This window comes from Enterococcus phoeniculicola ATCC BAA-412, from assembly GCF_000407505.1.
Classification (GTDB): Bacteria; Bacillota; Bacilli; order Lactobacillales; family Enterococcaceae; genus Enterococcus_K; species Enterococcus_K phoeniculicola.
Genome location: NZ_ASWE01000001.1, coordinates 121109 through 134159, shown reverse-complemented (window position 1 = coordinate 134159; position 13051 = coordinate 121109). Strand labels below are relative to the sequence as shown.

The 13051-nt window shown below is 38.4% G+C and carries 13 protein-coding genes; 1 reads left to right on the top strand and 12 read right to left on the bottom strand.

From position 1 onward, the window contains the following. Window positions 1-209: 209 nt before the first annotated feature. Window positions 210-2327 (bottom strand): polyribonucleotide nucleotidyltransferase, encoded by a 2118-nt coding sequence (pnp, locus tag I589_RS00580; RefSeq protein WP_010770089.1) that lies wholly within the window; start codon window positions 2325-2327, stop codon window positions 210-212. A gap of 240 nt (window positions 2328-2567) precedes the next feature. Further along, window positions 2568-2837: a 30S ribosomal protein S15 gene (gene rpsO / locus I589_RS00575; protein ID WP_010770090.1), complete on the bottom strand. Its 270-nt coding sequence runs from the start codon at window positions 2835-2837 to the stop codon at window positions 2568-2570. A gap of 283 nt (window positions 2838-3120) precedes the next feature. Here rpsO and def point away from each other — a divergent pair, with 283 nt between their 5' ends. Then, window positions 3121-3684: a peptide deformylase gene (gene def, locus I589_RS00570; RefSeq protein ID WP_010770091.1), complete on the top strand. Its 564-nt coding sequence runs from the start codon at window positions 3121-3123 to the stop codon at window positions 3682-3684. A gap of 87 nt (window positions 3685-3771) precedes the next feature. On the opposite strand, the gene I589_RS00565 is transcribed toward def, so the two are convergent. The 10 genes from I589_RS00565 to I589_RS00520 form a co-directional block, all read right to left on the bottom strand. Then, window positions 3772-4296: a transcription repressor NadR gene (locus I589_RS00565; protein WP_010770092.1), complete on the bottom strand. Its 525-nt coding sequence runs from the start codon at window positions 4294-4296 to the stop codon at window positions 3772-3774. Continuing rightward, the gene (locus tag I589_RS00560; RefSeq protein ID WP_010770093.1) at window positions 4293-5147 is read right to left on the bottom strand and encodes a chorismate mutase; all 855 of its coding nucleotides are present in this window, start codon (window positions 5145-5147) and stop codon (window positions 4293-4295) included. Before I589_RS00560 ends, I589_RS00565 begins: the two co-directional genes overlap by 4 nt. 4 nt (window positions 5148-5151) lie before the next feature. Further along, window positions 5152-5868, bottom strand: coding sequence for an NAD-dependent protein deacylase (locus I589_RS00555; RefSeq protein WP_034684205.1), 717 nt, complete (start codon window positions 5866-5868; stop codon window positions 5152-5154). A 160-nt stretch (window positions 5869-6028) separates the two neighbouring features. Then, the gene (locus I589_RS00550; protein WP_010770095.1) at window positions 6029-7000 is read right to left on the bottom strand and encodes a pyridoxal-phosphate dependent enzyme; all 972 of its coding nucleotides are present in this window, start codon (window positions 6998-7000) and stop codon (window positions 6029-6031) included. A 105-nt stretch (window positions 7001-7105) separates the two neighbouring features. After that, entirely contained in the window at window positions 7106-7927 is an 822-nt protein-coding gene (locus I589_RS00545) for a carbohydrate ABC transporter permease (RefSeq protein ID WP_010770096.1), read from the bottom strand. Between the two features lie 12 nt (window positions 7928-7939). Next, complete coding sequence (locus tag I589_RS00540) at window positions 7940-8884, bottom strand: carbohydrate ABC transporter permease (protein ID WP_010770097.1); 945 nt, start codon at window positions 8882-8884, stop codon at window positions 7940-7942. A 17-nt stretch (window positions 8885-8901) separates the two neighbouring features. Beyond that, window positions 8902-10143: a sugar ABC transporter substrate-binding protein gene (locus I589_RS00535; RefSeq protein ID WP_010770098.1), complete on the bottom strand. Its 1242-nt coding sequence runs from the start codon at window positions 10141-10143 to the stop codon at window positions 8902-8904. Window positions 10144-10159: 16 nt separating this feature from the next. Then, complete coding sequence (locus I589_RS00530; RefSeq protein ID WP_010770099.1) at window positions 10160-11185, bottom strand: Gfo/Idh/MocA family protein; 1026 nt, start codon at window positions 11183-11185, stop codon at window positions 10160-10162. A gap of 15 nt (window positions 11186-11200) precedes the next feature. Continuing rightward, entirely contained in the window at window positions 11201-12064 is an 864-nt protein-coding gene (locus I589_RS00525) for a sugar phosphate isomerase/epimerase family protein (protein ID WP_010770100.1), read from the bottom strand. Next, window positions 12061-13050 (bottom strand): Gfo/Idh/MocA family protein, encoded by a 990-nt coding sequence (locus I589_RS00520; protein ID WP_010770101.1) that lies wholly within the window; start codon window positions 13048-13050, stop codon window positions 12061-12063. The genes I589_RS00525 and I589_RS00520 overlap by 4 nt, the downstream gene beginning before the upstream one ends. Window position 13051 lies beyond the last annotated feature (1 nt).

The window sequence follows — 13051 nt, the reverse complement described above, 5'->3', positions numbered from 1 at the left end:
AAAATCGTTCTCGCCTGAATGCTTCCAGAAAAATAGAGCTTCTATCAAATATAGAAACGAGGATGTTACAGAATTTTTTAGGATCCAACTTTTGGGTAAAAAAAGCTTGGGACATAAGTTTTAACTAAAAATCTAGATGACAAAAAAAGCATTACACCTTTTGTCGCAACTACTCGTGAGACCATAAGGTATAATGCCTGTTTTATTGCTTACTTCTTCTCGCCGTTTTCATCACTTAACAGTGCTTTACGTGATAGATTCACGCGGCCTTGCTTGTCGATTTCTGTTACTTTTACAAGGACTTCATCACCTAGCTTGATTACATCCTCTACGTTGTTTACGCGTTCGTTTGCTAATTGAGAAATATGAACGAGTCCATCTTTGCCTTTAATCAAGTTGATGAAGGCGCCAAATTTTTCAATACGGACAACTTTTCCTAGATAAACTTCGCCAACTTTAACTTCTTTGGTTAACTCTTCAATAATCTTAATTGCTTTTTGGATCATGTCTGCATCAGCAGAAGCAATACTTACATTTCCGTCTTGATCAATATCAATTTTCACACCTGTTTCATCAATAATACCGTTAATTGTATCGCCACCTTTACCGATGACATCTTTGATTTTAGCAGGGTCAATTTTAATCATTTCAATTTTCGGAGCGTATTCGCTTAGTTCAGCACGTGGTTCTGCGATAGTGGATGTTAATTCTTCCAATATTTCTAAGCGTGCTTTTTTCGCTTGTGTCAATGCTTCTGTTAAAATTTGTTCCGTAATTCCTTGGATTTTAATATCCATTTGTAAAGCAGTAATTCCATCTTTTGTTCCAGCAACTTTAAAGTCCATATCCCCTAAATGATCTTCTAATCCTTGGATATCTGTTAAAATTGTATAGTTTTCGCCATCACTGACAAGTCCCATAGCAATCCCTGCTACTGGCGCTTTGATTGGTACACCTGCATCCATCAATGCTAAGGTTCCAGCACAAATACTTGCTTGAGAAGAAGAACCATTTGATTCTAATACTTCTGCTACTAGACGAATTGTGTAAGGGAAATCCTCTTCACTTGGAATAATTTGTGCTAATGCACGTTCACCCAACGCACCATGTCCGATTTCACGACGTCCAGGTGATCCTGCACGGCCTGTTGACCCTACAGAATATTGAGGGAAATTATAATGATGGATAAAACGTTTATTTTCTTGAATACCTAAGCCATCAATAATTTGATGCTCACCTAATGGAGCAAGCGTACAAGCAGAAAGTGCTTGCGTTTGTCCACGAGTAAATAACCCAGAACCGTGAACACGCGGTAACAATTTAACTTCTGATGCTAGTGGACGGATTTCATCTAGCTTACGTCCATCAGGGCGAATTTTATCGATGGTAATCAATTCACGAACGACATCTTTTTCTAAATCTTCAGCAATTTGTTTTACTTCTTTAAGAAGACGTTCTTCGTCTTCTTGACCTGCGAATTTTTCAGCATAGGCTTCTTTCACTTGGTCTTTTACTGCATCAATATTATCTTCGCGTGCTAATTTTTCTTCTGTCATTACAGCTTCCTTCATTGTGCCGTAATACTGGTCAAACGCTTCTTTTTTCAAGTCTGCGTCAACTTCCAAAAGTTTAATTTCCATTTTAGGCTTGCCAACTGCAGCAACGATTTCTTCTTGGAATGCAACTAATTCTTTGATTGCTTCAAAACCAAATAACAATGCCCCAAGCATGTCTTCTTCTGAGACTTCTTTTGCGCCGCTTTCAACCATGTTGATTGCTTTTTTTGTTCCAGCAACAGTTAATTCAATGTCTGTTTTTTCTGCTTGCTCCACTGTTGGATTCAGTACATATTCACCATCTACACGACCCACATCTACCCCTGCAATTGGTCCGTCAAACGGAATATCTGAAATCGCAAGCGCTAGAGAAGAACCAAACATTGCAGCCATTTCTGGTGTACAATCTTGTTCCACACTCATCACTGTATTTGTAATTTGAACTTCGTTACGGAATCCTTCTGCAAACATCGGACGAATTGGACGGTCAATTAAGCGAGCGGTTAGTGTTGCATTTTCACTTGGGCGTCCTTCACGTTTAATGAAGCCTCCTGGAATTTTTCCGACCGCATACATTTTTTCTTCATAGTTTACAGTTAATGGGAAAAAGTCAAAATCTCTTGCATCCTTAGATGCTACAGCAGCTGTTAAAACAACTGTATCTCCATAACGCACAAGTACCGCTCCATTTGCTTGTTTTGCTAGCTGACCAATTTCGACTTGTAGAGGACGTCCGCCCCAATTTGTTTTAAATACTTGTTTTTCTGACATGTATAGCTCCTTTTTGCCTTGTGAAAAGTAAGACGCTACTAAACAAATGAAAACTCCTAAATGAACTTAGACTCTTTCATTTGGTTAGTAGAAGCCCGACAAACTTTTCATAGGCGGTTTTTTTGAAGCGTAAGGTGCTTCTGACCTTGATTTTTACGTGATTGCTCACCTTGACTGTCTGTTAGATAGTCAATAACAAAAAAGTGAGATTCGCTTTGAACCTCACTTTTTCCATTTTAATTAACGACGTAGTTCTAAGCGTTTGATTAGTTCACGGTAACGTTGAACGTCAGTTTTACGTAAGTAAGCTAACAAGTTACGACGGTGACCAACTTTTTTCATTAGTCCACGGTAAGAATGGTGGTCTTTTTTGTGGAAACGAGCATGTTCATTTAGGTGATTGATTTCTGCAGTAAGTACAGCGATTTGTACTTCTGGTGAACCAGTATCTCCTTCGTGACGTGCATATTCGCTAATAATTTGATTTTTTTGTTCTTTTGACATTGCCATGTCTTTCACCTCTTTCTTCAGATTCATCCTGCGACTGAGTAAAACGTTGGTGATTCGCTCAACCAAGTGACAGGCGGTGCATTACGCACAGGTATACTTTACCCGAAATAAAGCAAAATTGCAAGAAATCTTTTCGCATTCTCTTGCGATTTCAAACAATTTTTTCCCTACTTTTTCTGATTTATGTTAAACTAGATAGGCAGAAAGTTTCACATAGTCAATAAACAACTTACATATAGGCTATTTTATTTATTGACGACTGGAAAGGAGTATTTATAATCTGATGATTACAATGGATGATATCATTCGTGAAGGACATCCAACCCTTCGTGAAGTAGCACAAGAAGTACCTGTTCCACCAACACCTGAAGAGGTGGCATTGGGACAAGAGATGATGGAATTTTTAAAAAACAGTCAAGATCCCGTAAAGTCTGAAGAAATGAACTTACGCGGTGGTGTTGGTTTAGCCGCACCTCAATTAAATATTTCTAAACGAATCATCGCTGTTCATGTTCCAAGTGGTGATCCTGAAAATGAAGAACCTATATTAAGTGCCGTTATGTACAACCCTAAAATTTTAAGTCATTCCGTTCAAGATGCTTGCTTAGGGGAAGGGGAAGGCTGTCTTTCCGTTGACCGAGAAGTTCCAGGCTATGTCGTTCGTCACGCAAAAATCACTCTTTCTTACTATGATAGTGAAGGAAATAAACAAAAAATTCGTTTAAAGAACTATGAAGCGATTGTTGTTCAACATGAAATTGACCATTTAAATGGTGTCATGTTCTATGATCACATCAGTAAAGAAAATCCATTTGCACTAAAAGACGGTGTCTTGGTGATTGATTAAGAAAAAACGTGTCTATCTAATGAAAGTAACTGCCCAAAACCCTAGATTTTGGCGCTCTACTCTCTATTAGAAATGACACGTTCTTTTTTATTCTGATTGGTATAAAATTCCTGCTTCTAGCAATGCCTGTTTTATTTCTTCTAGCTGCGTTTCTTTCTCATAGCGAATGGTGTGCAAATGAATGCCACCTGTCAGCTGTGAAAGTAAAGCCACCTGACTTCCTTCATAGGTCTTTATAAAGGCATCAATATCCTTTGATGTTTTCAGGTGAAGTCCTCCGACTAATTCTCCGTAAATAGGATGGTCCACAATGACATCAACAATTTCTCCGCCGTGCTGTACAATTAATTCCAACTCTTTTCTCGTACCCTCTGGTCCATGCTGAACGGCAATTTTACTAAGCAAACCTTCTTTGCTCTTTGATTCTTCCAGCAAATATCCTCGTGCAGTGGCAATAATTTCTTCTCCACTTGCACGCATAAGAGCAATATCTCCCACAACAATTTGTCGGCTTACACCAAATTGCTTTGCAAAATTACTTGCACTAATTGGCTTTTCACTGACTGACAATTGACGAATAATCTCACTGCGGCGCGCACTTCCTTCAATCACTCCGTGTCCCCCTTGTCTAATTGACTTTGCTGATACGTACGAGAATGTTTCATAATATCTTTGAATGTTTCTGCTATTGTTTTTTTATACTTCGGCTCTTCTACTTTATTTGAAACCCGTTCGATTACTTGCTGTTCACGTGTAGCATCTAAGACTTGTTTGTTACTCGTTTCCTTAATCTCCGCTATTTTTGAAACAGCAGACATCCGTTTTTCCAACAGTTGAACTAGCTGGCTATCAATTGCATCAATCGTCTGACGTTGTTTCGTTAGTGCATCTACGGTTTCTTCTAACTCAATTTCTTTAATTATTCGTGCAGGATTTCCTCCAACAACCACATTATCAGGAAATGATTTTGTCACTACCGCTCCTGCTCCCACAACAACATTATCACCCAAAGTTACCCCTGGCGCTAGAATGGCTCCTCCACCTATCCAGACATTATCGCCTATTTTTATCGGCTTTCCATTTTCTAAGCCGCTATTTCTTTTTACAGGATGTAACGGATGGGTGGCTGTATACAATTGAACATTTGGTCCAAACATACAATTATCACCGATAAGGATGGGACATACATCCAAAAAGGTGCAATTAAAGTTCGCATAAAAATTTTCACCAACATGGATATTAAAGCCATAGTCAAAACTAAACGTAGGCTCAATATAGATGTGCTCCCCTGTGGTTCCTAGTGTCTCTTTTAAAAGCTGACTTCGTATATCCTTGAGCTGTTCCTTATTTATCAGCGCCATTTGTTCACGCGCAAATTTACGGTTTGCAATTAATTCAGGATCAGCAGAAAAATAAAGTTCTCCTGCAATCATTTTTTCTTTTTCACTTCGATATTCAGTCATTTGATTACTCCTTTATTTCTTCTATTTGTTGAAAAACATTCACTCCATCTGCTTCAACAAACGCATACGGTTCAAAGAGCGAAATGGGCGTTTGATTAACTACGATGATTTCTGCCTGAGGCTGTTTATATGCTAATAAATCGCAAAATGGATGAACTTGAAAACTCGTTCCAACAATGACGATTGTTTCTGCTTGTTCCACGGCTGAAACGGCATCCTCCAAGACTTTTTCTTGAAATCCTTCCCCATATAATACAATATTTGGTCGGATTTGCCCACCACAGTCTTCGTGACGGTCACTGACCACATAAGAAGTCCATGGAACCGGACATCCGCATTTACGACAGCTACATGAATACAAGCTGCCATGGAAATTAATTCTATTTTTACTTCCAGCTTTCTCATGAAGTCCATCAATGTTCTGCGTGACAAGCCAAACCGCTTTTTCTTTCTCCAATCCAGCGATTACTTTGTGTATAACATTAGGCTGCGCGTCAGGATGATATAGCTGTTGTACAAATTGATAAAATTTCTCTGGTTCCTGAACCATTGCTTCGTGACTCAACAAATACTCAGGTTGTTCATGCCCTTGATAGATTCCTTTTAAGGAACGATAATCCGGGATACCAGAAGGAGTGGACACACCTGCCCCCGTTAAGAAAGTGATTTTTTGTGCTTTTTTGATTCTTTCGGCTGCTTCCTTCATGCCTATTTTTTCCACGATACTCACCTCGCCTCCATTATACTCGAAGTCATTGGTGTTTAAAAATCATTATGTATAGAAAAAAGAAGAAGCCTTTATTCCATTGGACTCCTTCTTTTTTTGCCTAAGCTTTACATGAATGAACCTAGTTCCTTCTGTAAGAATCAGCTTATTCACATTATAAAAATTCTTTAAAGACTGTAAAATCTATATTCCCGCCTGAAACGACAGCAACAGTTTTCTTTCCTTTCATTAAATGATTCACTCTACCACTTAAAATCGCTGCTGTACTCAATGCACCAGCCCCTTCTGCCACCACTTTTTCTTTCAGCGCTAAAAAGAAAATCGCCTCTTCAATTTCTTTTTCTTCTACTAATATGGTTTCATCAATTCGATCTTTCAAAAGATCATAGGTCAGCGCGCCTGCCAAGGCTACATCGCAGCCATCTGCCAAGGTCCGTGAGGTTCTATTTTCAATAAGTCGATGTGACCAGATAGAACGAATCATCCCATGCACTTGATAGGACTGAACACCAATAATCTTTACCCCTGGGTTGAGCTGCTTTATTGCCAGCGCAATTCCAGCAATAAGTCCGCCTCCGCCAATTGGGACAATAATATTATCTACATCGGCTAAATCTTCAAAAATTTCTATTCCAATCGTTCCTTGCCCATAAATAATTGATTCGTCATCAAAGGGCGAAACAAAAACTTCTCCTGAGGTTTGTGCCTCTGAAATAGTTAACTCTTTTGTTTCATCAAATGTCTCTCCAGCTAATACCACTTCAGCCCCATAAGCTTTCGTCGCCTCAATTTTAGTCAAAGGAGCTGTAACCGGCATAAATATCCGTGCTTTTATTTGTAAAATAGACGCGGCAAGTGCCACTCCTTGGGCATGATTCCCCGCAGAGCAAGCAATTACACCACAAGCTCTTTGTTTTGTTGTTAATTGCGCTAATTTGTTGTAGGCGCCTCGAAACTTAAATGCTCCTGTTCTCTGAAGATTCTCCAGCTTTAAGTAGACTTCGCCATCAACTAAGGCATTCATGGTATTACTGGGCATCAAAGGGGTATGAATAACGACAGGCTTCAACCGGTGATACGTCTCTTTCATCCTCTTTTCCTGTAAATTATCTAAAAGGGGTTCCATCTCGCTAACCTCCACTTCTTTTTTTCAGTTCATCCGTTTACTCACAGTAATTATAGCGCTTTCAATAGATGCCGTCAGCCATTTGAAAGAGAGATGAGAAATTTTTTATTTTCCTCCTGATAATGCAATTCCTTCAATAAATTGTTTCTGAAAAATTAAAAAGATGATAATAAGCGGAATACAAGCTAGTAGTGAGCCTGCCATAACTAGTGGATAATCTGTTCCATACTGTCCGCTTAACGAAGCCATTCCAGCAGATAACGTCATTTTCGTGGTTGAGGTATTCACGATTAATGGCCATAAGAGTGAATTCCAGCCAAAAAGCAACGTAAAAATAGAAAGAGAAATCAAAGCTGATTTTGAGAGAGGCAGAATAATAGTGAAAAAGATACGAATCCTTGAACAACCATCAATCACTGCTGCTTCTTCAATTTCTTTTGGAATGGTCATGAAGAACTGGCGTAATAAAAAAGTCCCAAACGCTGAAAATAATCCGGGTAAAAATAATGCTGGTAAACTATTTAATAATCCTAATTTTTGAATAATTAAATATTGTGGAATAAGAAATATCTGACCTGGAACCATTAATATCGACAGCAGAAGGATGAACAAAAGGTTTTTAAATGGAAATTCTAAGCGAGCAAATGCGTATGCCGCAAGTGCGCAAAAAAATACTTGTCCTACCGTAATAGCAATTGTTGATAAAATCGTATTGATATAGAAATTTCCAAAAGGAAAAATATCAAAAATACGTATAAAGTTCTCCCAATGCCAGACTTCTGGAAAAATCTTGGGCGGGATTTGAATAGATTCAGTTTTTGTTTTTAAGGCGGTTAAAAACATCCAGACAAAAGGAAAAATCATCGTAAATGAACCAAAAATCAACAATAAATGAACGACTGCTTTCCCCGCTTTTTTTGTTTTCATTTCTCTGTTCTCCTAACTTGAGTAATGTACCCACTTTTTCTGTAAGACAAAATTAATGACCGTAATAAGTAAAGTGATGACCAAAAGGATAACGACAATCGCAGCCCCGTATCCTTTATTATTGAAAACAAATGCATTACGATAAAACAAATATGACACAGACTGAACACTTTTTAGTGCCGGATTCGTTTCAGAATACATTAAGAAGATAAGGTCATAAATTTGTAGTGCCCCAATGATTGAAGTAATTAACGTGAAAAACATAGTCGGTGTCAACAAAGGAACGGTGATGCTAAAAAATTTTTTAATCGGCCCTGCACCGTCCATTTCTGCAGCTTCATAAAAATTAGAGGATATTCCTTGCAATCCTGCTAAGTAGATGACAATGGACGTCCCCAAAGAACTCCAAATCCCAACAATAACCAACGCAGTCATCGCCCACTTAGGATCAGTCAGCCAGTTTGGTCCTGTAATTCCTAGACTAGCTAAAAACTGATTTAAAATTCCATATTCTGAGTTAAACATCCACTTCCAAATCATCGCTACAGCCGAAGTCATCGTCACAGCTGGCAAAAAATAAATCACCCGATACACGCCTTTTCCCTTAATTTTTGAGTTCAGCAAAACAGCGATGAAAATAGCAATAACCATCCCGCAAGGAACGGTAAAAAATGCATAGGTAAACGTATTTTTCAACGCCCCGATTAATTCTTTATCTTGAAAGAGCTGCTGATAATTTTTCAAGCCAACAAATTTATATCCCCCAAACATTCCCCATTCAGTAAACGAGTAGAAAACACTTTGAATTAATGGGATAAAATAGAAAATAATTATTCCGACAAACAGTGGGGTTATAAATAACCCCGCTGTTAAAACCTCTTCTTTTTTATAGCGTTTAAGAAATTTCCGTTTGTCGGGGATGGTCATTTTTGATATAAATTTTTTCCTGCTTTCCATCTCCAATTCCACCTTTTCTATTGTGCTAAAAGTTCATTTGCTTTTTTAGCAATCGCTTCTGCACCTGTTTTTGTATCGATTTCTCCCGTCCAAATCTTGTTTACTTCATCTTGTTCAATCGCTATGGCAGCTGCGGAGTTTTTGTAATTAGGAAGTGGCACTGCATACTCTCTTGCATCAACGAAAACCTGAAGATTTTTATCTGGATAAGACTGCACCCACGCATCTTGTGAGCCATCATAAACAGGGATTGTCACCCCTGATTCCGCCACGTATTTCATTGATTCCTCTGTCGTTAAATAAGCAATCCATTTTTTGGCCGCTTCTTTATTTTTTGATCCCTTATACACTACATTTGCCAACGAGTTAGAAGTAGTTACCCGTTTTTTCCCTTTTGGAATAGGGGCAACATCAATTCCTTTCTTGCCATACTCATCACCAAATATAACAGGAACAGACCATGAACCATCTATCCCCATTGCTACTTTATCAGAAAGTAGCAGCTCTGACTGATTCGTGTTAGTAATCAATTCTATCGGAGTCCCAGAGCCTTCTCGAACAAAGCTGTACCAAAAATCCAGACCTTCAATTGTTGCTGGATTATCAAACCCTGATTTTTTCCCATCATCAGAAAATGGATTGCCCTCATTTTCATAAATCATTTCATAATATCCCCCTTGCCATGAAGGAGGAACTGCCATACCGTAAACCCCTTTATCAGCATTCGTCAATTTTTTTGCAGCCGCTTTCCATGTGTCCCATGTCCATGTCTCATCTGGATAAGCGACACCCGCTTCATCAAATAATTTTTTGTTATACCAGAGAGCAGATGAATCAAAATCCTTTGGTACACCATAAAGTTCTCCCTCTCGACTATAAGCATCCAAATATTGAACAGGGATTTTTTCCTTATCAAACGAGACATCAGACAACGGTTCAACAACGCCATTATCAATATAGTCGGTAATTCTCGGAATATTCATCCAAAATACATCCGGTGCATTTTGCCCGGTAACTGCGGTCTCCAGCTTCGTCCAATATTGAGCCCATGGAGTAATTTCAAACTCTACCTTAATACCTGATTCTTTCTCAAACTTTTTGGCAAGCTCTTCGTACACTGGTGCTTGTGCTTTATCCCATAAACCGTAGCGAATGGTTGTGTCTTTTACATTCTCTTGTTTACTCGTCTCTCCAGATGAACAAGCGCCCATGGCTACTAAACTAAGCAACAGTATGAAACTCATCACCCTTTTTTTCATGCTGAATCTCCCCTTTTTATGAAAGTCTCACAGGTTTCGAGGTATCTGCCGATTGTACCTCTGCTTCTGCTATCCGAATTGTTTCTTTCGTGCTCTGTACAGGAACTCGTTCATTTGGATTCGTTCCTTCCAAAACACATTCTGCGAAATATTTAATTTCCAAATAATAACCATTTTCTGGATCAATAGCTGGCGTAAAGGCCTCTTCGCCAAATGGATAGTCTGTAAGAGTCCCATTTTCTAAGATAATTGCGCCTTTTTCAAAAACAAACCGAAAGCGCATTTCAAAACGAAACTGCGGACTATTGAATGTCCAGTTGTCCTGTGCATTCACTACCTTATCATCAAATAAATAATTCGTTGAAACTATGTCATAGCCACTTCCTTCAAATACCGTCTTTCCTGCAGTTTGAACTTGTTTTGGTGAACCAAATAACCAGTTAATTGTATCTACATCGTGAATATGCTGGTCTAATAAACACCCTCCAGATTTTTCTTTCGTTAAAAGCCAATTTTCCCATGACCATTTAGGCGTCTCTCCCCCACGAAAAAGATTTGCTTCAGTACATTTCCCATAGCGACCACTTTCAATGGTTTCTTTCACATACAGATAGGAAGGGAAAAAGCGTAATGTTTGTCCAATCATCAATGAGCGATTATATTTTTCGCTGGCATCAATCATTTCCTGACAAGCCTCTGTAGAAATTGCCATCGGTTTTTCACAAAAAACATGTAGTCCTTTTTCCATTGCTTGTATTGCATAAGGTGCATGCAGATACGTAGGTAGACAAATATCTACATAATCTAACTCTTCTTTTTCCAACATTTCTTCCATTTTTGTGTAAAAATGGAATTGAGAAAAATCAATGGATTTGTCACTAATATCTATATTTCCTTGTGTCAGCTTGCCCATTTTCTTCTCTTCATTCACATCACAAATGGCAACAAGTTTGATTGGGAATCCTTCTTTCATTAAACGCATATACTGACTAACATGAGCGCTTCCCATATATCCTAAACCGATTAAACCAACTTTTAACATATTCTTCCCTCCAGTTTATAATTTAAAAATATGACTCAATGCTGCACTTGTATCCTCTGCTAATTGTTCCCCACACTCAGAATAAGGAGCTAACTCACACGTAAGCGGCCCCGTATACCCAACTTTTCTTAAAGCATTCATCACACGAGCCCAGTTGACGTCTCCCAAAAGTAAGTTTGTGAACCCATAGATATTCCCAATATCTCTTTTAAAATCTTTGACATGAACTTTCACAATTCGATGAGCAAGTATTTGTATCCATTGCTCAGGAAAGCCAAATTGTAAGACATTTCCCACATCAAAATAAGCACCTACATAAGGACTATTTATTTCATCTAAAAATTGTCGAAACTCCAAGGGACTCAATAAAAATTTATTCCAAACATTCTCAACACCAATAACAATTTTTTGTGCCTCAGCTCGTTTAGAAAGGTGGATAAATGCTTGCTTTGCCCGTTCATAACAGATTTCATAGTCTTGACTCTCAGTTACCAACCCAGGAACAATCAATACAGTGTCTCCGCCTAAATATCGGCAAATATCAATCATCCGCTCGACAATCCACCTGCCTTTTTTTTGAGTTTCCTCATCCTCTGAGGTCAGAGGATAACTCCAATGTAGTGAAGTGGAAAGACTGGAAATTGGCAGCTCAAATTCTTCACTTAATTTTTTTATCTGCTCTAACTCCCTCTCTGTCGCAGTTACTAATAAATCCAGTGTTTCATTCAGTCCTAATTCGTTACTCACCATATTCGTCTTGGTTTTTTCTTCACTTACATTTAATTCGATGGTGTCAAATCCTGCCTCTTTCGTTAGGCGAAATTGTTCTCTTAACGAGAGGTTTGCTGGCAAAGACCAAACATTCATCCCTTTTTTCATTCAGTTTCCTCCTCTTCAAAATTGACTTCACGCTCTTGAATTGCTGCAAGAAATGCTTTTTCTGTAATTGCTACTGTATATAAACCTGCTTCTCCAGAAACAGGTGCAGGCAGCCCATGATCAATTGCTTGGATAAACGCTTGAATCATTGCACCATCCATATCATTTCCATAGTAGTAATCTTCTATTTGATTAAGAGAGTCGCTGTAAATCTTCATTTTTCTACCAAAACCATCCATCGTCAGATACCCTTTTTCAAAAATAAGCTCTACCATTGCATCTCCCCAAATTGGGTAAGTAGCTGGACGATTCCATGAAGTGTCTAAAGACATAATCACCCCGTTAGTAAACGTCACTTGAAGAAGTCCGGTATCTTCTACTTTCAACGTTTCTTTTGTTTTTCTTATGAATGCACGAACACTTTTAGGCGTTAAATCAAAATAGTAATAAATCAAATCAGAAATATGCACGGTATGATCTATCAGCGCTCCTCCACCCGAAAGTGTTGGTTCAATAAACCATCCTCCGGGATTTTTCCCATGATTTGAAGCATTTACAGCTACTAGATTTCCTAGTGCCTGCTCATCTATAATTTGCTTAAGCTCTTGGGCAGTCGTAGAAAAACGAACAGGATGGGCGACCATTAATTTGACTTCAGCTTTAACTGCTGATTCAATCATTTGTCTCGCATCTTTAGTCGTAAGCGCCATGGGTTTTTCAACAATGACATGTTTTTTCTTTAAAAAAGCTCGTTCAGCTAGCTCTTTATGAAAGCTATTTTCTGAACAAATAAATACGGTATTACAATCAGACGCTAATAATTCTTCAATAGATTCACTAACCTTTAACTGGTAAAGATGAGCTATTTCTTCAGCTTGTTCTCTCGTTCGATCATAAACTCCTGTAATCATTATTCCCTGTTTTTTTAATTCTTTAATATAGCTGTGTACATGCATATGGGCTGCACCAAGAATCCCGACTTTCACC

What these genes read in the sequence shown, in the direction of transcription:
- I589_RS00525 (WP_010770100.1), bottom strand. Translation starts at nt 12,064, where the DNA reads ATGAAAAAAGGGATGAATGTTTGGTCTTTGCCAGCAAACCTCTCGTTA.
- I589_RS00550 (WP_010770095.1), bottom strand. Translation starts at nt 7,000, where the DNA reads ATGGAACCCCTTTTAGATAATTTACAGGAAAAGAGGATGAAAGAGACG.
- rpsO (WP_010770090.1), bottom strand. Translation starts at nt 2,837, where the DNA reads ATGGCAATGTCAAAAGAACAAAAAAATCAAATTATTAGCGAATATGCA.
- I589_RS00560 (WP_010770093.1), bottom strand. Translation starts at nt 5,147, where the DNA reads ATGACTGAATATCGAAGTGAAAAAGAAAAAATGATTGCAGGAGAACTT.
- I589_RS00545 (WP_010770096.1), bottom strand. Translation starts at nt 7,927, where the DNA reads ATGAAAACAAAAAAAGCGGGGAAAGCAGTCGTTCATTTATTGTTGATT.
- I589_RS00530 (WP_010770099.1), bottom strand. Translation starts at nt 11,185, where the DNA reads ATGTTAAAAGTTGGTTTAATCGGTTTAGGATATATGGGAAGCGCTCAT.
- pnp (WP_010770089.1), bottom strand. Translation starts at nt 2,327, where the DNA reads ATGTCAGAAAAACAAGTATTTAAAACAAATTGGGGCGGACGTCCTCTA.
- I589_RS00540 (WP_010770097.1), bottom strand. Translation starts at nt 8,884, where the DNA reads ATGGAAAGCAGGAAAAAATTTATATCAAAAATGACCATCCCCGACAAA.
- I589_RS00535 (WP_010770098.1), bottom strand. Translation starts at nt 10,143, where the DNA reads ATGAAAAAAAGGGTGATGAGTTTCATACTGTTGCTTAGTTTAGTAGCC.
- def (WP_010770091.1), top strand. Translation starts at nt 3,121, where the DNA reads ATGATTACAATGGATGATATCATTCGTGAAGGACATCCAACCCTTCGT.